Annotated in this window: 20 protein-coding genes and 2 pseudogenes; 20 read left to right on the forward strand and 2 right to left on the reverse strand. The window is 34.2% G+C overall.

The annotated features are described in order from the left end of the window. Positions 1-3: 3 nt before the first annotated feature. The 3 genes and pseudogenes from E1757_RS17530 (at position 4) to galU (ending at position 2283) form a co-directional block, all read left to right on the forward strand. Positions 4-987 (forward strand): annotated as a pseudogene (locus tag E1757_RS17530) (glycosyltransferase family 2 protein). Beyond that, the gene (locus E1757_RS17535) at positions 980-1390 is read left to right on the forward strand and encodes a GtrA family protein (RefSeq protein WP_133230402.1); all 411 of its coding nucleotides are present in this window, start codon (positions 980-982) and stop codon (positions 1388-1390) included. The pseudogene E1757_RS17530 and the gene E1757_RS17535 overlap by 8 nt, the downstream one beginning before the upstream one ends. After that, positions 1380-2283 (forward strand): annotated as a pseudogene (galU, locus tag E1757_RS17540) (UTP--glucose-1-phosphate uridylyltransferase GalU). Before E1757_RS17535 ends, galU begins: the two are co-directional and overlap by 11 nt. Before the next feature lie 307 nt (positions 2284-2590). Here galU and E1757_RS17545 read toward each other — a convergent pair. Together E1757_RS17545 and E1757_RS17550 are read right to left on the reverse strand one after the other, a co-directional pair. Beyond that, positions 2591-4195, reverse strand: a complete 1605-nt coding sequence (locus tag E1757_RS17545) for an S-layer homology domain-containing protein (protein WP_342774577.1) — start codon at positions 4193-4195, stop codon at positions 2591-2593. A gap of 208 nt (positions 4196-4403) precedes the next feature. After that, positions 4404-6869 (reverse strand): O-antigen ligase family protein, encoded by a 2466-nt coding sequence (locus tag E1757_RS17550; RefSeq protein WP_133230406.1) that lies wholly within the window; start codon positions 6867-6869, stop codon positions 4404-4406. A gap of 1003 nt (positions 6870-7872) precedes the next feature. Here E1757_RS17550 and E1757_RS17555 point away from each other — a divergent pair. From E1757_RS17555 to rfbB, 17 genes are all read left to right on the forward strand, one after another. Next, complete coding sequence (locus tag E1757_RS17555) at positions 7873-8688, forward strand: ABC transporter permease (protein WP_133230408.1); 816 nt, start codon at positions 7873-7875, stop codon at positions 8686-8688. Then, positions 8678-9880, forward strand: a complete 1203-nt coding sequence (locus E1757_RS17560; protein WP_133230410.1) for an ABC transporter ATP-binding protein — start codon at positions 8678-8680, stop codon at positions 9878-9880. The genes E1757_RS17555 and E1757_RS17560 overlap by 11 nt, the downstream gene beginning before the upstream one ends. A gap of 1 nt (position 9881) precedes the next feature. Then, entirely contained in the window at positions 9882-11537 is a 1656-nt protein-coding gene (locus E1757_RS17565; RefSeq protein WP_133230412.1) for a class I SAM-dependent methyltransferase, read from the forward strand. Positions 11538-11568: 31 nt separating this feature from the next. After that, the gene (locus E1757_RS17570) at positions 11569-12753 is read left to right on the forward strand and encodes a glycosyltransferase family 2 protein (RefSeq protein WP_165972162.1); all 1185 of its coding nucleotides are present in this window, start codon (positions 11569-11571) and stop codon (positions 12751-12753) included. 1 nt (position 12754) lies between these two features. Next, positions 12755-14074: a glycosyltransferase gene (locus tag E1757_RS17575; RefSeq protein WP_133230416.1), complete on the forward strand. Its 1320-nt coding sequence runs from the start codon at positions 12755-12757 to the stop codon at positions 14072-14074. Positions 14075-14153: 79 nt separating this feature from the next. After that, complete coding sequence (locus E1757_RS17580; protein WP_133230418.1) at positions 14154-15074, forward strand: NAD-dependent epimerase/dehydratase family protein; 921 nt, start codon at positions 14154-14156, stop codon at positions 15072-15074. A 20-nt stretch (positions 15075-15094) separates the two neighbouring features. Next, positions 15095-16471, forward strand: a complete 1377-nt coding sequence (locus E1757_RS17585; RefSeq protein WP_133230420.1) for a sugar phosphate nucleotidyltransferase — start codon at positions 15095-15097, stop codon at positions 16469-16471. A gap of 34 nt (positions 16472-16505) precedes the next feature. Then, positions 16506-17591: a GDP-mannose 4,6-dehydratase gene (gene gmd, locus E1757_RS17590; protein WP_133230422.1), complete on the forward strand. Its 1086-nt coding sequence runs from the start codon at positions 16506-16508 to the stop codon at positions 17589-17591. A gap of 19 nt (positions 17592-17610) precedes the next feature. Next, positions 17611-18552 (forward strand): GDP-L-fucose synthase family protein, encoded by a 942-nt coding sequence (locus tag E1757_RS17595; protein ID WP_133230424.1) that lies wholly within the window; start codon positions 17611-17613, stop codon positions 18550-18552. Between the two features lie 10 nt (positions 18553-18562). Beyond that, positions 18563-21853 carry a hypothetical protein gene (locus E1757_RS17600; RefSeq protein WP_133230426.1) on the forward strand — a complete coding sequence of 1097 codons (3291 nt, stop codon included), beginning with the start codon at positions 18563-18565 and terminating at the stop codon, positions 21851-21853. A gap of 2 nt (positions 21854-21855) precedes the next feature. Further along, positions 21856-23061 carry an NAD(P)-binding protein gene (locus tag E1757_RS17605; protein ID WP_133230428.1) on the forward strand — a complete coding sequence of 402 codons (1206 nt, stop codon included), beginning with the start codon at positions 21856-21858 and terminating at the stop codon, positions 23059-23061. Between the two features lie 12 nt (positions 23062-23073). Then, positions 23074-23814 (forward strand): glycosyltransferase, encoded by a 741-nt coding sequence (locus E1757_RS17610; RefSeq protein ID WP_133230430.1) that lies wholly within the window; start codon positions 23074-23076, stop codon positions 23812-23814. Between the two features lie 23 nt (positions 23815-23837). After that, positions 23838-24185, forward strand: a complete 348-nt coding sequence (locus E1757_RS17615) for an EamA family transporter (protein WP_133230432.1) — start codon at positions 23838-23840, stop codon at positions 24183-24185. Beyond that, complete coding sequence (locus E1757_RS17620) at positions 24178-24522, forward strand: EamA family transporter (RefSeq protein WP_133230753.1); 345 nt, start codon at positions 24178-24180, stop codon at positions 24520-24522. The genes E1757_RS17615 and E1757_RS17620 overlap by 8 nt, the downstream gene beginning before the upstream one ends. Positions 24523-24590: 68 nt before the next feature. Beyond that, entirely contained in the window at positions 24591-25334 is a 744-nt protein-coding gene (locus E1757_RS17625) for a sugar phosphate nucleotidyltransferase (protein WP_133230434.1), read from the forward strand. 9 nt (positions 25335-25343) lie between these two features. Continuing rightward, complete coding sequence (rfbC, locus tag E1757_RS17630; RefSeq protein ID WP_133230436.1) at positions 25344-25892, forward strand: dTDP-4-dehydrorhamnose 3,5-epimerase; 549 nt, start codon at positions 25344-25346, stop codon at positions 25890-25892. Between the two features lie 14 nt (positions 25893-25906). Further along, positions 25907-26914 carry a dTDP-glucose 4,6-dehydratase gene (rfbB, locus tag E1757_RS17635; protein ID WP_133230438.1) on the forward strand — a complete coding sequence of 336 codons (1008 nt, stop codon included), beginning with the start codon at positions 25907-25909 and terminating at the stop codon, positions 26912-26914. Positions 26915-26922: the final 8 nt, after the last annotated feature.

Raw genomic sequence — 26922 nt, forward strand, 5'->3', positions numbered from 1 at the left:
GAGATGGGAGCGAATGTGACATATTCCATAATCATTCCAATGTATAACGAGGAAGCTGTTATTGAGGAAACGTACTGACGGCTGAAAAAGGTGATGAGCGAGACAAATGAGACCTACCAGCTTCTGTTCGTCAATGATGGGAGCAAAGATCGGAGCGCTGAGATTATCAAAGAATACAGCCTTTGGGACGAAACCGTTAAACTGATCGATCTTTCCCGCAATTTCGGACATCAGATCGCAATTACGGCCGGTATGGATTATGCGGAAGGGGATGCGGTTATCATTATAGACGCCGATCTTCAGGACCCTCTGGAGCTGATCTGGGACATGATCGAGAAATGGAAGGAAGGCTACGACGTCATCTATGCGAAAAGACAGAAGCGCAACGGAGAGTCGTGGTTTAAAAAATGGTCGGCTAGCGCATTTTACCGAATGCTGCGAGCGTCAAGCGATATTGACATTCCCGTCGATACGGGCGATTTCCGTCTGATGGACAGGAAAGTGTGTACGGAGCTGAAACGTCTGCCCGAAAATAATCGCTTTGTCCGCGGTTTGGTAAGCTGGGTTGGCTTTCGCCAAACGGCAATCGAGTACGAGCGGGACGAACGATTGGCGGGCGAAACGAAATATCCGTTGAAAAGAATGATCAAACTTTGTTTAGATGGATTTACTTCGTTTTCCACCAAGCCGTTAAAGCTGGCCGGATATGCGGGAATGCTTTTGTCAGGCGCCGGGTTTCTCTACTTGATTTACGTACTGTATTTGGCATTGTTCACAGCCTCGACGAATAAAGGCTGGCCTTCCCGCATCGGCATTATTCTTATATTCAACGGGTTTGTCCTGGTAATGCTGGGGATATTGGGCGAATATGTCGGACGTATCTATGATGAGACAAAAGGTCGGCCGCTATACATCGTACGCGAATGTCATGGGATGGTGAAAAAAGAACCGCCGATGGCAAGACAGCTGGAACTACGTTATGAGTAAGCAGATGTCCAGGCTGGTGAAGTTCGGTATTGTCGGAATGTTTAATACGGTTGCCGACTTTGTCGTGTTTGCTCTTCTAAGCGCGGCAGGAATGACGGTGTTACCGGCTCAGTGGATCTCATATGGATGCGGGATGGTGAACAGCTATATGTGGAACCGAAACTGGACATTTCGCGATAGTAGGAGCCAGGACTCTAGAGAAGCCTTGCGGTTTATTCTCGTCAATCTGGCGGCGTTCACAGCCGCTGCCGCGATTCTGGATTGGTTATACGGTCACATGAACGTTTCTTTGCCGGTTTGCAAACTGATTGCAACATCGGCCAGCGTTCTCATTAATTATTTGGGAAGCCGGTTTCTCGTTTTCCATACATCGGATAAAGGAGTGAAATCTTATGAAAATTAGAAAAGCTGTTATTCCCGCAGCCGGATTAGGTACGCGATTATTGCCTGCTACCAAGGCGCAGCCCAAAGAAATGCTCCCTATTGTCGATAAACCGGCGATTCAATATATAGTCGAGGAAGCAGTCCAAGCCGGCATTGAAAGCATTCTGATCGTCACGGGACGCAATAAGAAGGCGATTGAGGACCATTTTGATAAATCCGTCGAACCTGGAGCAGACGCTCCTTGAGAAAGGAAAGCTGAGCCTGCTGGAGCAGGTTGAACACATTCCGAACATGGCAAACATTCATTACATCCGTCAAAAGGAACCTCTGGGGCTAGGTCATGCGATCCTTTGCGCCAAACCGTTTGTTGGGAATGAGCCATTTGCCGTGCTGCTCGGCGACGATATCATGATGTCAAGCCCTCCGGCATTAAAGCAGCTGATGCATGTATATGAAGCGCATGGCGGGCAAATTGTAGGAGTTAAGAAGGTACCTCATGAGGAAGTGAGCAAATGCGGAATTTTATCGGCGGACGAGCCGAATAACCGGACATACCAGGTACGTGACCTTATAGAAAAGCCGGTGCCGCATGAGGCTCCGTCCAATGTGGCCATCATGGGAAGATACATCTTAATGCCATCCATTTTCAGTGCGCTTGAGAAGATCGAAAGAGGCGCGGGGAATGAGTACCAACTGACTGATGCGCTGCGGATGATTTGCCGAAGTGAAGGCTTGTTGGCGTTAGAATTAAACGGAGAGCGTTACGACATCGGCGATAAAATCGGGTATGTAAAGGCTATTATGGAGATGGCCTTGCAGAGAGGAGATATGCAATCGGAATTGGCATCCTACTTGCAGGAGCTTGTAACAAAGAGAGCAAGAACAGACAACCGGAACATTGCCGCAATTTAATGAAATCTTATAATCCCTCTCGATTAAAAATTGAAGGGGGATCTTTGTGCATGTTAGAAAGAGAGTTACGACAAATGTTTAAATAAGGTTGCAATTGGGTAATTATTGTACGAGCGTTTCGGGAGAGCTTTTACAGACACAAATATAAGAAAACCTCTATCGAGGCATTTCCAGGATGAGCGACCGCGATTTAAATGTAGGTTTTCTTGCAATGACAGAAAGCTTCAGCTCCGCTGAAAACTTATACTTTCTGTCATTATAAAAAAAAGACCCGATACCATAGTATCGAGTCCTCCTAAATCGATGATTAGTTAATGAAGCTTGCAAGACCCAAGAAACGCTTCAACATAGTTGCAGCTTGAGCGCGGGTAGCTTTTTCAGCGGAACCGATTGTAGTATCAGTCAAACCGTTGATGATACCTGCGTTAACAGCAGCAGCTACTTCTTTTTGAGCCCAAACAATTTTGTCGGCATCTTTGAACTTGCCAAGTACGGAGTTAACATCAGTTACGTTTGTTGCTACATTCGCGTAGTCAACTGCACGGATGACCATAGCAGCAAGTTCTTCGCGGTTGATTTGAGCATCAGGACGGAATGTGTTATCTTCGTAGCCGTTGATGATACCAGCATAAGTAGCTGTTGCTACAGTGCTAGCGTACCAAGCATCGGACGTTACATCTTTAAAGTTCGCAGCTGTTGGAGCTTGAGTCAGACCAAGAGCACGAACAACAAGTGCAGCAAACTCGGCACGAGTGATGTTGCGTTCCGGTTCGAAAGCTGTTGCAGATGCGCCGTCGACTACCAGCTTGTTAGCCAGAAGCTCAACATCGGCTTTGGACCAGTGAGAAGCAACGTCTGCGAAGCTTTTGTTCAATTCAACAACTGTGTAGATGCTGCTGCCGTTACGTTTCAACGTAGCAACAGTTTTATCGTCAGCAGTTGCGAATGTGGAAGGAACGAAGCTCAATTTGTTTGTAGTATCGTTGAACATAACGCCAGTTGCATGTTTGGAATCAACATTTTTAGCAACATTTAACGTACGGGAAACATAAGTTTTACCGAAGTCAACAGCAACCGTTTTGTCGTCTTTGCCGACAGCAACGACAGCAAAGTCAACAGCGTCAGCTACTTGAGTACCGCCAAGTGCAGTTGCAGCAGCACTAACAGCGTCAGCAGTTGCGCCAGTTACTTTGGTAATGGAAACTTTAATGATCAGATCGTTTACGTCAATACCCAATGCTTTAGCCAATTCTTCTAATTTCAATACGGAAATCGGAAGAATGATGCTGCCATTATCGTTTACGATGGTGATTGTTTTTCCGCTTGCGTCAACAAGAGCAGAGGCAGGGATTAAAGCTAAATCACCGGCAAGCTTCAAGGTAACCGAACCATTCGCCAAAGCGCTAGCCAAGGCACTTGCGTTTACGGAACCATCACTGCTAACGGAAATCGAACCGTCAACGGATCCGATAAATGCAGCACCACCACCACCGCCGCGACGAGTCGTGGAACCACTGGAATCGTTATTAACGGATTGGTAAGCTGAAGTTGTTACAGTACCGTCGTAATAAACTGTGGAGTTAACATCCAGTTTACTTTGCCAGTTGGTTACTGATTTCGAAAAATCATAGTAGTATTTGCCGTCTGCATAGGTGCTGTACGTAGCCGTAAACGGGCTAACTACCAGCGAACCGCCACCATATACGTTAACATATACTGCATCTTTAACACCGTCTTTTTCCCCAACGGCATAAACGTCAGTATACACAGTTCCGGATACGGTACCGTCCTTATAAGTAAGCTTGGAAAAACCAATGTTAGCCGCGAAAGCCATTACTGGAACCATGATCGCGATAATAAGCATTAATGAAAGCATTGCAGAAATTTTCTTAACGGAAACTCGATTGAACACTAGGTTTCTCCTCCTATTTCTTTCTCTGTGTGAAGATTGTTGCTTGTTTGAATTCGCCATTCTATCATTCACCTCCTTCCTAGGCGATACTGGTAAGACCATAAAGCCTAAATTGCAAGAGACACAGAACTTATTCTAACATCTATCAACTAATAGTGGTAGCATTTTGTAAAAAATAATGCTACCAAATAATAGAACGTGTTTAAGCTTAAAAAGTTGCGTTCACAAGCTTAATAATTTCATCTTTTTCTTTCGGATCTTTGGCGATCAGCTTGTTCAACAGAGCTTGATCGTTTTTGTTTTGCTTTTGAAGTGTGGCCAGATACGATCGGGCCATTTGCTTATTTAACGGATCATCAAATTGGTCCGTTAATTGGAATTTGAAGAAATTTTCGGCTGCTGCGTAATTGCCTCGAATCAGATCAATATTTCCGAGAGCAAGTGCCATGTTTTTTGTCAGTCCGAACGCTCGGCCTTGAAGCTGTTCCTTAGGGAGCGCTTCGAGCTCCTTCGTTTTTGCCTGGACTTGCTTATACACTTCAATACTTTGATTCCAATACTGATCTTTAAGAGCGTTGTTTTTTTCCTGACGTGCTTTCTCGCCTAACTCAAAGCCGATCGTGATGCTTCGTTCGTAAAACGAAATATCCCACGGGAAGTTAACCATCTCTTTATTTATCAGAGCAAGTACTTCCGGCAGTTGTCCCTTCACGGACATGGCGGAAATCTTTTTCTCTATAATAAATCGGTTTCGAGGTTCCCGTTGTAACGTTTGCTGAATTAATGCTGTTGCATCATTATAGTAACGCTCATCTTTCGTTTGGGAATAAGCTTGCAGTAAAATATCGATTTTAAAGTCGGCATACTGCGGGTGATACGGATGTTGGCTCAGCGCATTGTTCAACGGTACGAAAATTTCATTAATACTCTTGTTATTCTGGCCCAATGAATCCGCGGCTCGGAAATTGCTGTTGGCGTTTAACAGCTGGGTCGAATTAAAAAACATGACCAGCGCAAAGATGATTAATACGCTCGGGTAAATCCATTTGTATTTGTTGATGGCCGTCCACTTGCCGCTGAGCTGTCCCACATCAATATTGGATATCATAGCGCCCAGACACAGGAATAGAAGGATCCCTAAATATACATAACTCAGGTCGAAGTCAATCATACTATGAATAAGTAACGAAATTGTGACAATGTAGAAAATGAATCGGGGGTTGTTGGATTCCGAGTCATTTTTCAACTGATTTCTAATAAATAGGTAAAAAATCCATCCAATCATGAATAATAAAACGATCAGACCAATAATACCGACTTCCACTAAATATTGTAAGAAAAAATTATGCGCTTGACGGCTAACGTAAGGGTTGTTTTGATACTTCTCATATAATGCTGACCAAGCTCCTCCGCCGGCGCCAGAAACAGGGTAGTCTTTAAACAATTTTATGGCATCCGAGTAAAAGGTTCCTCTTTCCAGAACGCTGTGCTGTTGAAAGTTAATATTTTCAATACGTGTTTTGATGTTTTCCGGTAAAAGTTTCGTTAGCCCTGTATCGTTAAATAAAAGCAATGCCATTAAAGTACCGATAACTACCGCACCAATAGGAAGTATAACATTGGATAAGCGGTACTTAGTGAGCGGTAGAAGCTTGGTTTGAATATATGGGGCAATGTATTTCATAATACATAAAGCCAGTGCTGCATTAATAATAGAAGCAAGGAGCAGCACGCCCCAGCCTTGCAGCGAAAGACCGGAGACGAAGTTTTTACTTAGTTCAATTCCTACATTTGTAATTTTGTTTAGTATGATAAAGGAAATAATAAACGAAACAGCCATTTGAATGATATAGACCAGTTGTTTATAAGGTTTTAAAAATGGAAGCACTGCCAATAACACAACAGGAAGTATGACCAAACCTCCACGTGATAAAGTAAGAAAAAAGGAGATGATAATAGGTACAACCATGATGCCATGAATCAAAAGTGAAGACCACTTTCTAGAGATGACGATCATGTACAATGAGCATAATAGTACTGCTATAAGAAAGGCAGCATATGAGTTGGCATATTGGAATACAGAGGTTAGACGTACCCCATTAGCGTCAGTCATGACAGCATCCTGGTAGAAAGGCTGGATCATATCGGCTGAAAACCATTTTACAAGCTTAAATATCGCTTCTTTATTTCCAAACCAATTAAACAAGCCAAAAATAACGATGAAATAAGCTGAATAAATAATACTGTTACGAACAATGGATGCTCCTAGGTTATTATTACTAATATAAATTCCAAGAAGGAAAAATACACTGTATGCGAATTGAATGTATATCATATTAACTGCGTAATAAGAAGATGCCGCGAAAATTGACGAAATAACAAAAGTAATGGGGATTAACCAAATAACCAAACTTAATAAATCCGATTGCTTGTTCAGTTTCCAATTGTAAAACAGAAATATAGACATAATGAATAATATAATGAAGGCCCAGACGAACGAACTGTAAATAGGTCTTTCAAACTCATAAGTGTTACCGTTAAATAGTCCTTTTTGAAAAGGGGCCCAAAATAAAAAAAGAGCGGTGAAGGCTGATAAAATCCAGAAAAGAAGTGAGGATTTTTGGCCGTCTTGGTTTGATTTTATTGTCGAAGCGTTGGGATTTTTGTAGGACATTTATTTTCTCCTTTTTTCTTTATTTCGACAATAATCTTAACATAAAATATTGAAGGTCCAAAGTAAATAATTAAGGCTTACCTTTACGACAACCACACGAAGCGAATGGCGATTCTTAAAACAACCATTGCAAAATAGGCAGAAAGAATAGTGCCTTATACTGCCTACGCGAGAGCCGGGTCAAGTCGCCGGTTTCGGCAAGCATGGACATAACCCATAGATCGCGGACGCCATCAAGGGATCATCTTTACTAGGGTTGCCTAGCGGTTATCTTCCGAAGCTTTCCCTTCGAAATAGTAGGAAGAAATCGCCGGGCAGAATCTTTTGGTTCTCTGCTCTCTGATATAACTTTGAACACCTCCAAGAGCAGCTTTTTTTGAAATGGTTCCTTACACTATATATTCGACAAAAGAGGCTCTAAACCCCTCTTGTTGTTGATGGATTTTTATATCAAATATAAGTATAGCAAAATTATTAAGTTTTCTAAAATAGAATAATCAAAACTACTTAGAATTTTGCTTCCAGTTAACTTCTATGTTCCGCACATATGTGCTAGTTTATAAAAGTCCCTAATTAACATATGTTGGCCCAACAATTTTGCGGAAGAATATCACTATAGTATTTATTATTTACATCTGATAAAATATCGTATGAGTTCTACTTGTTTTTTTGTTGAATATTGTCAGTTTCAGTAGATTTTCGGATTTGCGGTGACCAATACTGCTTTCCATACAAGAACCAGCTGGCCTTTATGGAGGGTCTACCTTTTAGCAATTAGTTCGATAATTGCTTCGATAATTATAACGTCGGCCAATAATTGTGAATTATATAGGGTGGCTGAAACAATGTAACTAATTTAAAAAATTCTTAATAAATCCAATTGCTATAACTCGATCTCAAATAAGTACAGCCTGATAAATATGAACTTCTTTAACATCTTAGCTCATAGATATCAGAAACATGAACATTATATTTAGGTATACACAAAGGAGTTTTAATTAAAATGTCTAATCCATATTCCCCAATAAGTATTGTTGTAAAATTATGGGAAAATCGCAACATAATAAAGCACTTCACAAAGCGGGAGATAGTTGGGCGTTATCGTGGTTCATATCTAGGATTACTTTGGTCTTTTCTTAATCCGGTTATTATGTTATTTATTTACACTTACTTTTTTAGTGTCGTTTTAAATGCGAGGTGGGATACAGGTAGCGATAATAAAGTTGAATTTGCTCTAATCCTATTTTGTGGGATAACAACTTTCAATCTATTTTCCGAGGTTGTCACACGTTCCCCAGGACTTATAGTTAATAATGTGAATTATGTAAAAAAAGTCGTATTTCCTTTAGAAGTATTACCAGTTATTGCTTTGTGTTCTTCTTTTGTTCATATGATCATTAGTCTTACAATTTTACTAGTCGGACTAATTATATTATTAGGCATTATTAATTGGACAATAATTTTCATACCATTAATTTTAATTCCCATTGTTCTCTTGACAATAGGATTAGGGTGGTTTTTCTCCTCATTAGGTGTTTATTTGAGAGACACAAGTCAATTTATTGGTTTGGGAGTTCAAGCATTAATGTTCCTCTGTCCGATTTTTTATCCTATATCAATTATTCCGTCAAATCTAAAATTCATATATTCAATTAATCCTATAAGCTATGTAGTAGAAGATATGCGTAGAGTTATCATATGGGGTCAGTATCCCAATTGGGAATGGCTTATTATAGGAACAATTATCGGATTTATTATTTCTTTTTTAGGATATGCGTGGTTTCAAAAAACAAGAGGAGGGTTTGCAGATGTCCTCTAATTTTGCAATTACTATAAACAACTTGAGTAAATGTTTCCAAATATTTGATCGTCCACAAGATCGTCTAAAACAAGGCATTTTTCGTGGGAGAAAAAAGTTTTTTAGAGAGTTTTGGGCACTCCACAATGTTTCTTTTGACATTAAGAAAGGTGAGACAATTGGAATAATCGGCCGAAATGGTTCCGGGAAAAGCACATTATTACAAATTATTGCCGGTACATTATCTAAAACATCCGGAGAGGTAAGAGTTAACGGTCGTGTTTCGGCCTTATTGGAACTTGGAAGTGGATTTAATCCTGAATTTACAGGACGAGAAAATGTTATCATGAGTGCAGCAATTATGGGGATTTCAACCAAAGAAATCTTGGAGAAGATGCCATTAATAGAACAATTCGCTGAGATTGGAGAATTCATTGATCAGCCAGTGAAATCTTATTCTTCTGGGATGTTTCTTCGTTTGGCTTTTGCATGTGCAGTTAATGTAGATCCAGATATATTAATCATTGATGAAGCTTTAGCAGTTGGTGATATGCAGTTCCAATTGAAGTGTATAGAAAGGATGAAGTTGTTTAAAAGTCAAGGAAAAACAATTTTATTTGTAAGTCATGATACCTACTCTATGAGAAACTTTTGTGATCAAGCTATATGGATGATGGATGGGCACATACACTTGCGTGGTGATGTTAACAGTGTTACTAATGCATATCAGGATTTTATGAAATTCGGAAACGATTCTAATGTTACTCTAGAACATAAGGAAGAGAAAACGGAAAGAATTTTATCTATAAATGATGTTACTTTTCTAGATATTGACGGGAAGATCAAAAAAAATTTTAGTTATGGAGAGGACATAACGGTAGAGGTTAATTTCACTATTTTATCAACTATGGAAGGTATTGTAGGCGGGATTGCGTTGTATGATAAACAAAATACGTATGTTTGTGGTCTGAATACAAAACTCGATGAATATCCGCTTCCCAGCGAGCCTGGAGAATATAAATTGATCTTATCCTATAACAATTTTGATCTATTGCCTGGGACATATTTTGTGGACGTTGGATTTTATGAAAGTTCAGCAGTAGTTAATCTTGACTATAAGAGTAGATATAAATATTTTATGGTTCATTCTGGAGAATACTTCGCAGAAGGTCTAACATATATTGATCATCAATGGTCAGTTGGAGGTGGCTAATATGTCGAAATATGATTTTGGAATAAATATGAACACAAATAATTCACATAGCATAATACTTCACAGGATTTCTGAACATTCTAAAGTTTTAGAGTTCGGTCCTGCCACGGGTTCAATGACACGGTATATGAAGGAAGAATTAGGTTGTGAGATTTTCTGTGTTGAAATAGACAAAAATGCCGCTGAAAAAGCAAAGATATATTGTGATAAGATGATCATTTCTAATCTTGATACCTTAGAATGGGTCAAGGATTTAGAAGGTCATAAGTTTGACCATATTATTTATGCAGATGTATTGGAACATTTGTATAATCCGTGGGAAGTTTTAAAAGTATCATTGGACTTTTTAAAAGAGAATGGCACAGTGATATCTTCAATACCAAATGTTAGTCATAGTGCAATTATTATGGAGCTATTAGAAGGAAAATTCAACTATAATCAAATTGGACTGCTTGATGACACCCATATTAGGTTTTTTACAAAAAATAGTGTTCTTGATTTATTGGAACAATCTGGACTATTTCCTGTTGAGTGGTTGGCTACTTTTGCATTACCTGAACAAACAGAATTTAAACAAAAATATTCAAACTTACCTGAATCTGTTGAAAGATATCTGAAGCAAAAAGAAAACGCACATGTTTATCAATTTGTTACAGTTTCAAAAAGAAAACAGGACGTAAGCATAGAAGAATATAGTAATCAGCTTACAAATAAACCTGATTATTTATTTAATGAATATTTGCAGGTTTTCTGGGAAGTCAATGGACTATACAAAGAGGAGCATTCATTAAAAATACCGCTTATTAACAGCAATGATTATATTACTTACGATATTGTTATACCTGAAGGGGCGGGGTCTAAGCTTCGCTTAGATCCTATTAATAAGATGGCCTATGTAGATATAAATAAAATAATTATATTTGATGATGATCCTCATGCTATAAAGGATCCTACATCACAAATGATTTGGTCTGAAGAAAATTGCTTTTCTGGATTAGTTGAACAAAATGGTATTCTACGATTAAAGAGCAGCTCCTACTGTTTTTTTTGTACTACAAATGATCCACAATTAAGTTTGGATGGAATATTACTGAGCGATAATAACAAAAAAAGGTATTTACGTATAATGATGCGGGTACTTGAGGATATTCCTGAAATAATTGTCAAGGCTAACCAACATATAGAATACATTAAAAATGAATTGATTGAAACAAATAGGAAATTTAAAATAGAAACAGATAATTCTTATGAGAATAAACAAAAATTGGATGAGAAAGAAAAGTTTATAAATCGCTTAGTAGAAGTTAGTGAATTTTTACAAAATGATCTAAAAGAAAAGGATAAAATACTGAATATTACGGCTGAACTATTAATGAAAAAAGATGAGCAACTAAACAATACGATTATGATATTGAATAAAAAAGATGAACTATTGAATAATACAATTGAAAATTTAAAAAATAAGGATGAACAACTGAAAAACACATTAGATGTACTACAAAAAAAAGAAGAAATAGTTAGTAGTTTAAATGGATTAATTACAGATCTTTCAGAAAAATCAAATAGCTTACAAAAAACATTAAATGATTTAATGAACTCTACTTCATGGAAAATAACGAAAGGTCTACGAAAAATAGGACATTTCTTTAAAAAATAATAAATATTTATTTGAGAGAAGTGGTGGACAAGTGAATGATGGTATTAGTATTATTATTCCCACATTTAATGGTGGAGAAATATTTAAACAATGCTTAAATTCTCTAGTAACTCAAGAATATAGTGGTGAAATTCAAATTATTGTGATAGATTCAGGTTCTAAAGATGAAACGGTTCATAATGCAATAGCAGTAGGAGCAGAAGTAACTATAATTGACTCAAAGGACTTCCATCATAGTCGAACTAGAAATCAAGCTGTAAAGCTTGCTAAACACGCTAAAGTAATTTTAATGGTTCAAGATGCTATTCCTATAGGTAATAAATGGATCCAACATCTTACAGATTCTTTTAATGAATATGATATAGTTGCCGCTTATGGTAAACAAGTTCCTCATATGGATGCCGATTTATTTGCAAGATTTGAAGTGGATTATCACTCCCAGTATTTAGGTGACAAGCCCGTAATTCAATCAATTGAATCTATGGAAATACTCGATTCATTATCCTTTGATGATGCATTAAGAAGAATTAGATTTGATAATGTCTGTGCAATTTATTCAAGAGATCATTTATTAAAATATCCATTTCCAGATGTACCATTTGGTGAGGATATGGCATGGGCTATGGAAGTTATGAAAAATGGACACAAAGTACTTTATAATCCTGAAGTTAAGGTACATCATTCACATAACAGAAGTTCTGAATATCGTTTTAAAAGAGCTATTATCGATACAATTGTTTGTGCAGAAATTCTCGGGCGTACTAAACAAGATTTATCTTTCTTAGATTATAATGATGTAATGGTTATTTCTAAAGAAACAACTGATCTTATAAATGAGATGTATAATGAGGTAACTAGTAGTAAAATGGACAATACGTTAAGACAAAACACATCTTATTTAAGGTCTGTATTCAAAAATTCGTTAATAAAAAAATTTGTATGGATTGCATTTAAAAATTTAAAAAGAGGCTCATTTGATAAAGTTTTAAAACTAGGAATTAAGAAAACTTTTGAAAATCATATGCGATACGTACTATCCTATATTAAAGAAAATTATCCGAATTGTAAAAATGAAGAATTATTAAGTGTAATTGATCAGATTGCAGCCAGTATGCAAGGCGGATTATTTGGGGAAGTTTATGTTAGCCACAAAGCAAATGGAAATATTCCATCAAATCTTGAAGAGATGATTACTGCTAATTCGAGAGGTGTTTAATTTGTCAAGAGTAATGCTGGCATGCCATCAATTTTTTCCTAGATTTTATACCGGTACTGAAATATTGACGTTAGAAATTGCAGAAGAGTTAAGGCGGCGTGGTAATGATGTTGCAATAATAACTGTAGAACCGATACTACCAGGCGATTCAGTCCCTAATGAAATCACTATTGAAACAATGAAGTATAATGAATTTCCTATATATAAATTATATATTCCTAACCCCCATGACCAAATCGAACGGTTAGTTCGAGAATCAGATGACGTAAAATTACAAAGCAGTTTTCGAACAATTTTAGAAGAATGGAAACCGGACGTGGTTCATTCATTTCATTTAATGAGATTAACTGCATCTTTTGCAAAAATTGTCAAAGAAATGCTAATTCCTTTCTATATAACCATTACCGATTTTTGGCTTTTGTGTCCAACTTATCAACTAATAAGATATGACGATACATTATGTAGTGGACCGTCAGGTAATGGGTGTTTTGCTTGCTTAAGTGATGCTTACTCAAAAGGAATGCCTAGAGTACCTATTAAATTTAAACTCGCTAAAAAACTCCCATGGTTAGCGACAATGGTTAACAAAACAGCAGGTGAATGTAAATCAATTTTAACAAATAGAACAGTAATTCACAAAAAGCTTTTTGATTTAATAGATGGAGTTATCTGGTCAAATAAATTCATTCAGCAAATATTTCATGATAATGGAATGAGAAATGATAACGAATTTATTTTACCATTTCCGATACCTGAAAGAGCTAAAGGTCTAATTGGCTTACCTTTAGCCAAATCGGAAGAGGTATTAAAAGTTGCATTTATAGGAACTTTAAGAAAATCCAAAGGCCCACAAGTATTAATAGAGGCTAGCAAACACTTTCCAGCGAATGTTAAAATAGAATTGCACATTTGGGGAGCAGCAGAAAAAGAAGAATATTATAACGAATTAGTAGAACTGGCTGCGAATGATAACAGAATCCAGTTCCGCGGCACATTTCCACAAGAGAAGTTTCCTGAAGTTCTTGAAGATATACATGTAGTTGTTTTGCCATCTTTATGGTATGAGAACACTCCGTTAACTGCATTATCAGCTCAAGCTGCGAAGCGAATATTGGTTGTTTCAGATTTAGGAGGTTTATCATCTTTAGTTGATAATGGTGTCAACGGTTATACTTTTAAAGCTGGAGATTCAGAGGAACTTTCGTCGATTTTAGTTAAAATTGCTAATAACCGGGAGTTATTAAATAAACTTACTGAAAACATTCAAGTGCCAAACCAAGTAGAACATTATGTAGATAATTTGATAGATATATGGAACTAAAATTTAAATATAGCTACATTATTGTTGGAATCTAATAGAATTCTTCTTCAGGATACAGAGATTTCGGAGGAATAATAAAATGAATTGTATTGTTTTTGGTGGTGGTGGATTTATAGGTTCACATATTTGCGACGAACTTTTATCACAGGATAATAAAGTTAGGGCTTTTGGGAGAACTCGATCTAATTATTTATCAAGAGATGTAGAATGGTATCAAGGAGACTTCTGTAAAGCTAGTGATGTAGAAAATGCACTAGATGAAATGGAAGTTATTTTTCATGTGATAAGTACTACTATTCCCCAAACTTCTAATGAAAGTCCCGATAAGGACATAGAATCAAATGTTATTTCTACTCTTCGTATGTTAGAAATTGCAAGAATAAAAAAAATTAAAAAAGTTATTTTTATTTCTTCGGGGGGAACAGTTTATGGAATACCTGAAAATATTCCAATTAATGAAAAACATGTAACTAACCCAATTAGTTCATATGGAGTTCATAAACTTACTATTGAAAAGTATTTAATGTTATACTTTTATTTATATGGTTTAGATTATGCTATTTTAAGAGTTTCAAATCCATACGGAATAAGGCAACCAATAATAGGAAGTCAAGGTGCAATAGGCATTTTTATTAATAAAGCACTTAATAGAGAAGTAATAGAAATATGGGGAGATGGTTCTGTAGTAAGAGATTATATTTATGTAACTGATGTTGCAAAAGCGGCATCATTGGTAGTTAATAATAATTCCTCATTAAAAATATTTAATATTGGAAGTGGAGAAGGTAAGTCTTTACTGCAAATTATTCAATATATTGAAAAACAATTAGATATAAAACTGAAAGTAAATTTTAAAAATGAGCGAAAATTAGATGTTCCAAAAAATATACTAGATATAAACCTAGCTCTTAATATATTATCCTGGAAACCATCGATATCCTTTGAAGAAGGAATAAATAAAACAATAGATTTTATGAAAGTTGAAATGTTACAGAAATAAGAGATTAGGATGGATATCAAATGAAATTTATTTTGCTTTCAGGTGGTTCTGGTAAAAGATTATGGCCTTTATCAAATGATTCTCGTTCTAAACAATTTTTGAAAGTCTTGAAAAATGATAATAACGAGTTAGAATCAATGTTACAAAGAGTTTGGAATCAATTAAATAAATATAATCTTTGCGAGAATTCATACATTACTACAAGTAAGTCCCAAGTAGAAATGTTACAAAATCAGCTAGGTCTTGAGGTACCATTGATTGTAGAACCGGAAAGAAGAGATACCTTTCCTGCTATTGCACTAGCTGCATCTTTTCTTTATTCAGTAAAGCAAATTAACTTAAACGAAGTAATCTGTGTATTGCCTGTAGACCCTTATGTTGAAGATGATTTTTTTGAAGATTTGTTAAAACTCGAATCAATTATTGAAAACGATATAGATATTGCTTTAATGGGTGTACGACCGACTTATCCATCTGAAAAGTATGGTTATATAGTACCAACGGAAATCGACACCTATTCTTCCTTTTTTGCAGTGGAATCTTTTATAGAAAAGCCTAGTGAAACAAAAGCGAAAGAGTTAATTTCTAAAAATGGATTGTGGAACTGCGGCGTATTTGCTTTTAAATTGAAATATTTGTTAGAACTATTAGTTGAAAAAAACTTACCATTGGACTATCACATTTTACAAAGAGAATATAGTAAATTGCCCAAGATTAGTTTTGATTATGAGGTAGTAGAAAGTGCTAAGAAAATAGCTGTTCTTCCCTATAATGGATTATGGAAAGATTTAGGGACTTGGAACACTCTGACTGAAGAAATGAGTACTGATGTTCTTGGTAGAGGAATCATTAGCGGGGATTCAAATAACACTCATCTTATTAATGAAATAGACATTCCTGTTATAGTGCTTGGTGTATCAAACGTAATAGTAGCTACAAGTCCTGATGGAATTCTAGTCGCTGATAAAAAAGAAAGTCCCAAAATTAAAGATATTATTAAAGGATCTACTTCAAGGCCAATGTATGAAGAAAGGCGTTGGGGATGGTATCGAGTTATAGATTATAAAAAATTGGAAAATGGAACTGAAGTATTAACAAAAAGAATTAATATACTTCCAGGAAAGAACTCAAGTTATCAAGTTCATCATAAAAGGAATGAGGTTTGGACTATTATTTCTGGTGATGGCGAATTTATTTTAGATAATAATTATTATCATATTTCTCAAGGGGATGTTTTAAAAATACCTGCTGGTTCAAAACATGCGATAAAGTCAGAAGAGGGTATTGAATTTATAGAAGTTCAAATGGGGTGTGAATTGATTGAAGAAGATATTATTAGATTAAGCTTAAATTGGGATGAAATACTTATGTGGGTTAATGATGAAAATATTGGATAAAATTAAAGAGATTTGAGAGGAAGAAAAATATAACATGAAAAAGACTGCAATTATTACAGGAGTAACAGGTCAAGATGGTGCATATTTAGCAGAGTTGTTGTTAAATAAAGGTTATATCGTTCATGGAATTAAACGTAGAACTTCATTAATAAATACAGCTAGAATAGATCACCTTTGTAGGAAAGAAGGAGAAAAGGACTTTTTTCTTCATAATGGTGATTTGACGGACTCTACCAACTTAATTAGGCTTGTTCAAGAAACTCAACCTGACGAAATATATAATTTAGCTGCACAAAGTCATGTGCAAGTTTCTTTTGAAACTCCTGAGTATACTGCGAATTCAGATGCGTTGGGACCTTTAAGAATACTAGAAGCAATTAGGATTTTACAATTAACAGAAAAAACTAAATTCTATCAAGCATCAACAAGTGAACTTTACGGACTTGTTCAAGAAGTTCCTCAAACTGAAAGAACTCCTTTTTATCCTCGAAGTCCGTATGCGGCAGCCAAATTATACGCTTATTGGATAACTGTAAACTATAGGGAAGCTTACAATATATATGCTTGTAATGGTATTTTATTTAATCATGAATCTCCTCTACGTGGGGAAACTTTTGTAACTCGAAAAATTACCAGAGGAGTAGCAAGAATTAAATTTGGTTTGCAGAAAAAAATTCTTCTTGGGAATCTTGATGCAAAAAGAGATTGGGGTCACGCTAAAGATTATGTCGAAGCAATGTGGAAAATGATGCAGTTAGATAAAGCAGAAGATTTTGTTATTGCGACAAATAAAACACATTCCGTCAGAAGCTTTGTGGAATTAGCATTTAAAGAGATCGGTATCGAAATTATTTGGGAAGGAAAAGGAATTAATGAAAAAGGCATTAATAGTAATACTGGAGAAGTTTTAGTTGAAGTAGATTCTAAATTTTTTAGACCGACTGAAGTAGATCTTTTGATTGGCGATGCAACTAAAGCGCAGCATAAATTAGATTGGTTTCCTAGAGTCAGTCTTTCAGAGTTAGTACAGGATATGGTTGCTTCAGATATATTGTCAGTTAAAAGAGATATATTTTGCTTAGAAAATGGTTTTGACGTACCGCATTACAATGAAAATTAATGTAATTGGAGTGAACATTTTGAATAAAAATTCAAAAATATATGTTGCAGGTCATCGTGGTTTAGTAGGTTCGGCAATAATTAAGAGTCTAGAAAAAGAGGGATTTACAAATCTTATTTATCGTACAAGTAGCGAACTCGATTTGCGAAAGCAATTTGAAGTTGAAGCTTTTTTTAACAAAGAAAAACCGGAATATGTATTTTTAGCAGCTGCATACGTAGGTGGAATTCAAGCGAATAATAATTTTCCAGCAAAATTTATTTATAATAATTTAATGATACAGACTAATATTATTGAAGCGGCATATAGATCAGGAACGGTCAAGAAATTAATGTTTCTTGGCAGTTCTTGTATATACCCTAAATTTGCTGAGCAACCCATTAAAGAAGAGTATTTATTGGGAGGTCCTTTAGAACCAACTAATGAGCCATATGCTATAGCAAAAATAGCAGGTTTAAAAATGTGTTCCTCTTATAATCGTGAATATGGTACTAATTTTATTTCCGTAATGCCCACAAATCTTTATGGCCCAAATGACAATTTTGATTTAGAAAATTCCCATGTCTTACCTGCTTTAATTAGGAAAGTTCATGAGGCGAAGAAAAATAATAACAACATCGTTGAAATTTGGGGAAGCGGGACTCCTAGACGTGAATTTCTATACGTTGATGATTTAGCTGATGCCTGTTTATATTTGATGAAAAATGTTGATGCTCATCAAATCGGAGAATGTATTAACATTGGTACAGGAATAGATGTTACCATACGTGAATTAGTTGAAATAATAAAAGAGGTAATTGGTTATGAGGGTGAAACTATTTATAACACTCAAAAACCTGATGGTACTCCTCGAAAATTATTGAATATTTCTTTAATTGAAAAGTTAGGGTGGAGAGCATCAACTTCTTTAAAAGAAGGAATAAAACAAACCTATAGTTGGTATATCCAAAATGAAGGGTAGAATAAAAGTCATGAGGCCATCAAAATTAACAAAAAAAAATATTGGTACTAATATACCAAAAATTGAGCCATGGATTTTGATGTTAAGTTTATTAATAAGTTTATTAATTACTATTCAGATATTTAAAAATCTGGATATTTCATTGCATTCTTTTACCGATAGAAGTATAGGAATTGTAGTTATGGATGGCGTTGATGCATCGCTTAGAACTTTTAATTATATAAAATTATTACTAATATTTACAATCCTTCTCTTGTTTTTATTATTTTTTATCTCATGGATCAATAATATTCTTAAACCCAAAATAATAAGTAATCTTATGATAGAAAAAAATGTTATAGCAATATTATCTGCTTTTTCAATCTGTCTTATATTATTGTATATAATAGGCAACCAAAATATTCATTTAATAATTTTATCACTATTAATTTTTTTATTAACTTTAGTCATTACAGTTATGTTTTTCAAAGTTCTTTTTTTTCAAAACAAAAATAAATATTTTCGATTGAATCCATTCTCAAATTACAATATTAATATTTTAGGTTTTTTATTGCCAATTGTTTGTATATTTTTATATTGGGTAGTTACTAACGGGGATTTTAAGTTTAGTTACAAACATTTATTTGTAATTGCTTTTACTTGGCTTTTTATTCATTTAATATATTATAAATTTCTCAAAAAAATTAAAAGCAAAACTTCGTTTTCTTTAATAAACAAAGCAATAATAATATCTGGAATTCCAATTATTTTTATTCCATTCTCTATACCGATTTCAAATGAAATTCAGTTTATGTTATCAGCTTATCTAAATATTCCTGCTCGAATCTTTAGTTTAATCATTATTATTTTTCTCCTATTTTTTAGCGTTTTAACTTATATATATATAATAAAAAGAAAGTTAAAATTTAATATTTCTAAAGCCATTTATAATATTTATTTTCCAATAATTATTGCAACATTTGTATTGTTTAATAATTATACATCTTTTATAAATAAAACTGAGTTTGATATGTTTCATGACGGTGAAGATTTAATAACCAATCAACAATTATTTTCATTCAATCATATCCCATTTATTCATACTTATCCGACTCATGGTCTATCAAGTATGATTTTCCAAATGGCTTATTCTTTTTTTAATGGTTATAGACCAGTAGAGACATGGCTTTGGAATTGGATGTTTGTTGTCTTCAGTTTCGTTTTATTATATTTTATCATTAAAAAAGTAATGAGCCCCTTGATAGCGGTATTAATTGTGTTATGTCTACCTATTCAAGAATTATTCTCTATATATTTTGCAATTTCAATAATTCCAGCATTATTATTAGGAAGCTTACTAACTAAAGGCATTACAAAAGTAAAATTATATTTTTATTGGATAATTTGTGCATTAATGTTTCTGTGGAGGGTAGATTTTGGTGTAGCTTTATTAGCTTCATCTTTTGGAATAATATTATTAGTATTTATTAATAGGATGATTTCAAAAGATAAAAAAACAATAATAGATTTAAGAGAACTTATTAATTCTTTTTTTATAGTATTTGGATTATGTACAACATTAGCAATTTTACTAATAGTATATTCCGGACAGTCAATAAAAGATTTATTCATATTAAATTTTCAATTTGTGAGATTTCAAGCTGCAGTGCAAGCTTATACTACTATTATAAAAAATTATTCGCCAACTGTTGTTCTTCAATACGTAATTTTACCAAGTGTATCTTTATTTTATGTAACTTGGTTTTCTTACAGAGTATTTACTAAAAAAGGTCAGCAAAATTTTAACTCACTACAAATCTCACTTATTTTATTATCTGTATTTTCACTTATTATGTCTATCCGATCAACTCAAAGACATAGCTTAATGGAAATTTATAATCCTTATTTGTTTGGATTTCTTGCTTTGTGCATTCCAAGTTTTTTGAATAAGTTTACTAAAAATAAAAATTTAGTTCTATTTTTAGGAATATTAGTGATTTATATTCTTTTTGTCCCTACAAATCTTTCACATCAAATTAAAAATGATTCATTATTTAGTTTTAAAAATTATGTTAATAAGGAAAGTAGAGTAAGCATTAATGATAGTCAATACAAAAATATATCTGATTTCTTAAATACTAATTTATCTAAAGATCAAACATTTTTTGAGTTTACAAATAACCCAATGTTATATGTAGGTTCAAATAAAGAACTATTAACATATATAATTCCAACAGTCTATAATGCCTCAGATCCAGTTCAAAAGATTGAAGTAAATAAATTAACAAATTATATCAATAAAAATAAGATACCGTACGTAATTTTCAAACAAGGGAATTTTTGGGATTATTTGGATAATGTACCAAACGAGATAAGAAGTTATCGAATTGCTGAACTTATATACAAAAATTATAAACCTCTAGGTACTATTGATAATTTCCAAATATGGTCAAATAAAGATTCAAGTACTAACATAAATGAAGAGAAAGAAAAAAATATTAATTTTAAAAATTTCAATGAAATACAATTACACAATGTTGTTGTTCAACCCAATTCTAAAGATAAATTAATAGTTAGTAATAATGGAAATGACCCCTACTTTTCAAATTTTCTTCAAATAGAAAAAAATTTACTATTAAAGCAAAACAAATTTTGGTTTTTGAAGGTAAAATATAATGTATCAAAATCTGGTGATCTGCAAGTCTTTTATTCGTTTAACAATAAAGATTTTAATAAAGATGACATTAGAACTGTACAAATAACCGAAAACCAAAATGTTGTATATATACCTATTCCTGTGAGTGAGAGCAAAAATATTTTGAGTGAATTGCGATTCGATCCACCGGATAATTCAACTTTTGAAATAAATAGTGTATCACTTGTAGAACAAGAAAATAGTTTGATACCTATAAAAGGAATTTATCAAAATTTCGATTTATTAAAGCTTCCTTATATTTGGGCCAATTATGATTCCAATAAATCAGTACTTAAAACAGAAGTATTAAAAACTATTATTAACTCTGAACAAAAAATAAATAAAAATGTTGCTATTAAAATCGGTATTGATTCTAATATTGATAAGTCAACGGGAAACTATATTCATTTAAGAATAAAATCTGATAAAAAGTCAAATGTTCTTTTGGCCTACGGCCCTAATAAATCTGTTATATCTTTTGAGTTAGTGCCTTCAAATAATTATGAAGACTATCTAATAAGAATTAGTTCTCAATGGGAATGGATGAGTGAAAATATTGACTTTATTACATTGCAAAGTAATGAAAATATTGCCATTGAAAAAATGCTAATTAGAAAAGGAGATTAGAGATGTATAAGGAATTTAAATATGTTATTTTAGGTGCTGGACCTTCAGGATTAAGTTTTGCCCATCGCTTGCTAGAGAATGGAGAGACCTCTTTTTTAATAGTTGAAAAAGAAAACATAGGAGGTGGACTATGCAGAAGCAAAGATATTGATGGTAGTCCACTTGATATTGGAGGAGGGCATTTTTTAGACGTAAGAAAAAAAAATGTTCTTGATTTTTTATTTAAGTTTCTACCGGAAGATGAATGGAATAAATTCGAAAGAATATCAAAAATTATCATAAGAGAAAATGAAATTGATTATCCTTTTGAGTCAAATATATGGCAACTTCCAGCTGATGAACAAATTGAGTACTTAATCTCAATTTCACAAGCCGGTTGTAATAATAACAAACCCATGCCAGATAAATTTAAAGATTGGATTTATTGGAAATTAGGTAATAAAATTGCGGAGGAATATATGATTCCTTACAATAACAAAATACAATCGATAGACCTAGATCGATTAGGAACTTATTGGTTGTATAAGTTACCTGATGTTTCTTTTAGAGATACTTTGGAGAGTTGCTTGAAAAAGCAGCAAAGTGGTACAATTCCTGCACATGCTCATTTTCTTTATCCGAAGAATTTTGGTTATGGCGAGGTTTGGAATCGCATGGCAACCGCAATTAAGGATAATATAGAATTCAATACAAGTGTAGAAAGTGTTGATTTCAATACTCTTGTAATCAATAATAAATATAAGGCTCAGATTATTATTAATACTATCCCATGGATTGAACTAGTAGGTTCAATTGGAATACCAGACCAGATAATAAATGAAATCAATACACTTGAATATAACTCAATAGACGTGACTTATTATGATGAGTCTGTTGATACAAGTGCACATTGGACTTATATTCCTGATGAATCAATCTCTCATCATAGAATACTTTATAGGAAAAATTTTTGTGCAAACTCAATAGGTTATTGGACAGAAACTAATTCAAAAAGAAGTATTTCAGGATCTAATTGGAAGCATACGAATAAGTACGCATATCCTTTAAATACTATTGAAAAACCTAAATCAATTAATGCTATTAGAGAATGGTCTGAATCAAAGTTTGTTTATGGTTTAGGTCGTTGGGGTGAATGGGAACATATGAATTCGGATGTAGCTGTTGAAAAAGGATTGAATCTAGCCGATTTCCTAATTGGTAAATTATAAGGAGATAATTATATGAAAATCACATTATGTTTATTGACATTTAATGAATTAGAAGGTTGTAAGCATGACATACCATTAATACAAAGAGAGATGTTTGATGAAATATATGCTGTAGATGGTGGTAGTAGTGATGGAACTATTGAATATTTGCAAAATCAGGGCATTACTGTATATAAACAACCCAAAAAAGGGCTGAATCCAGCTTGTAGGTTTGCATTTGAAAAATGTACGACTGATGCACTAATTTTTTTCCATCCTAAAGGAACGATACCAGTTTCGGATACTTTAAAATTCAGAAAATATTTTAATGAAGGATATGAACTTGTTGTTGGAAGTAGATCCATAAAAGGAGCTGTAAACGAAGAAGATACAAAGTTATTAAAACCCAGAAAATGGTTTGTGAAAGCTCTCGCAATTGTTGCATCATTAATCTTCAAAAGAGAAGGAAAAATGGTCTGGGATGTTTTACATGGTTTTAGAGGAGCAACTGTTAATGCATTTAAAAAAATTGATCCATTAGATTATGGTTTATCTATTGATATTGAAATGGTTGTAAGATCGTATAAGTTTAAAATAAGAAGAGTTGAGTTCCCAACAACAGAGGTTCCCAGAATTGCAGGAGAAACCCATTTCAAAGCGATCCCTACAGGGATAAAATTATTAAAGTATCTTTACTATGAGCTGTTTACTCGAAAGGATAAAGATTATGTTGAATTAAGTGTAAAAAAACAACAACTTCCCAAAAATATCTAAAAAAAAACAGTAGGAACGTGAAGATGCAGAATATTATAAATTCTATTGTGAAAAATAAAAAAGGAATATTGTTAATAATATTATCATCATTACTTATATCATTAGGACAGTTATTTTGGAAATTGTCTCATGGTGAACTTTTATTTTGGCTAGTCATTGGTTTCATTCTTTATGGTATTGGTGCTTTATTGATGATTTTTGCTTTTAAATTTGGAAAATTTTCTGTACTTCATCCAATGATTAGTACAAGTTATATATTCGCTATGATTTTTGGAAGTTTATTACTTCATGAAGATATTAATTTGTTGAAATATTTAGGTGTTGCCTTTGTTTTATTAGGTGTTATATTTATTGGGGGTAGTGATGATTAGTTACATCGCACTTTTTATTTTGTTTACTTTGATGGGATCATTTGGGGGATATTTTGTTAAAATAGCGTCTTCAAGAAGTGATACACTAGTCCAAATACTGTTTAATAAGTTTTTGTACATTGGCGGTATACTATATTTTTTAAGTGCACTTTTGAATATCTTTGCTCTAAAAAAATTACCTTATACATTAGTACTTCCCCTAACCTCAATAACTTATATTTGGACCTTAATAATATCGTATACATTACTTCACGAAAAAATTACAAAGTATAAAATAAGTGGAGTAATTTTTATTGTTCTAGGTTCAGTATTAATTGGATTGTCTACTATATCTTGAATAAGAAAACATAAGATTTTGCACTCGACAAATCTGAGAAACTATCGATTAATAAGGAGGAGGCCCACATGAAAGGAATTATACTTGCGGGTGGTACAGGTTCAAGATTATACCCATTAACTAAAGTAACAAATAAACATTTACTACCAGTAGGTAAATACCCAATGATTTTTCATTCTGTTGCAAAATTAAAGGAAGCGGACATTAGCGACATTCTTATCGTAACCGGAAAAGAACATATGGGTGATGTAGTTAATTTGCTGGGTAGCGGACGTGACATGGGTGTAACTTTTACTTATAAAGTTCAAGACGAAGCTGGAGGTATTGCTCAAGCCCTGGACTTGGCAGAACATTTTGTTGGCAACGATCAAATGGTCGTTATCTTGGGGGATAATGTGTTTTCTGATAGCATTACTTCCTATGTTGCCAATTTTAAAAATCAACAAGTTGGTGCTAAAATACTTTTACAAGAGGTACATGATCCGAAAAGATATGGAGTACCTGAACTACAAGGTGAAAAAATTGTATCTATAGAAGAAAAGCCAAAGAGTCCTAAAAGTTCTTATGCAGTAACAGGTATCTACATGTTTGATAGTTCAGTGTTTGACATTGTTAAAACTCTGAAGCCATCCGGTCGTGGGGAATTAGAAATAACTGACGTGAATAACTCCTATATTCAAAGAGGACAGCTAACCTATGATATTTTGCAAGGTTGGTGGACTGATGCCGGCACCCACGATTCTTTAGCAAAGGCAAATGAACTAGCTAAAGATTTATTATTTGGCGAAGAATTCGGAAAGCTAAAATTATAGAGGTGTCATATGAAAATACTACCAACCGAAATAAAAGATGTTGTAATTATTGAACCCTCAGTTTTTGGTGATAATCGCGGGTTCTTTATGGAAAGCTATAACAGTGCAAGTTTTAAGCAAGCAGGTATTGATTATAATTTTATTCAAGATAACCATTCTTTATCCGCAGAACCGGGAGTCCTCAGAGGTCTCCATTATCAATTGAACCCTAAAGCACAAACTAAATTAGTACGTGTTGCTGCTGGAGCTATTTATGATGTAGTTGTAGATATACGTAAAAACTCTCCAACTTTTGGGCAATGGGGTGGAGTTATCCTCAGCGCCGCGAATAAGAGGCAGCTCCTTGTTCCTATAGGTTTCGCACATGGTTTTTGTACATTAGTTCCTAATACAGAAGTTTTATATAAAGTGGATGAATATTATTCTTCTGAGCATGACCGCGGCATTGCTTGGAATGATCCTGCTCTTGGAATAGATTGGCCAACGACAACACCAATCTTATCAGAGAAAGATACCAAACATCCCTTATTAAAGGATGCTGACATGAATTTCGAATAACTGGAGGTTTACTTGTGAAAGTTCTTATAACAGGCGGCGCCGGGTTTATTGGCAGTAATTTTGTATTATATATGCTTAACAAATATCCGAATTATGACATCATCAATTTGGATGCGTTAACTTATGCTGGAAATTTAGAAAATCTTGAATCTATTCAAGAAAACAGCAAATACTCCTTTGTTAAAGGCGATATAGCAGATCCCATTGTAGTTGAATCGATTTTAGCAACAGGAGTCGACATAATTGTTAATTTCGCAGCTGAATCGCATGTCGACCGCAGCATTTTAGATCCGCAAATTTTTGTGAAGACGAATGTTATGGGAACGCAGGTGCTTCTGGATGCAGCTATCAAATATGATATTAAAAAGTTTGTTCAAGTATCTACAGACGAAGTTTATGGAACCTTGGGAGAAACAGGTTTATTTACGGAGTTAACGCCGTTAGCACCTAACAGTCCATACTCAGCCAGCAAAGCCGGTGGCGATTTATTGGTAAGAGCTTACCATGAAACCTTCGGCATGAATGTAAACATTACCCGTTGTTCAAATAACTACGGGCCTTACCAGTTTCCAGAGAAATTAATTCCATTGATGATATCCAATGCTCTTAACAATAAAGCACTTCCTATATACGGGGACGGATTGAACATCCGTGATTGGTTATTTGTTGAGGATCATTGCAGCGCTATTGACCTGGTTATGCATAATGGAGTTAATGGTGAAGTTTATAATATTGGCGGGAACAACGAAAGAACCAACAATCAAATTGTTGAAACGATATTGGATGAATTAGGGAAGCCGAAATCGTTAATTAAATATGTGAAAGATCGACTTGGGCATGATAGAAGATACGGTATTGATGCAACAAAAATAGTTAATGAATTAGGTTGGGAACCAAAGTATCATTTTGACTCGGGTATTAAGGCGACTATACAATGGTATTTGAACAATAAAGAATGGTGGCAGCGAATACAGTCGGGTGAGTACCAAGATTACTATGAAAAACAATACTCGACTAGATAGGAGTTTAA

Origin of the sequence: Paenibacillus piri (assembly GCF_004354045.1) — a bacterium.
GTDB classification, from domain to species: Bacteria; Bacillota; Bacilli; order Paenibacillales; family NBRC-103111; genus Paenibacillus_S; species Paenibacillus_S piri.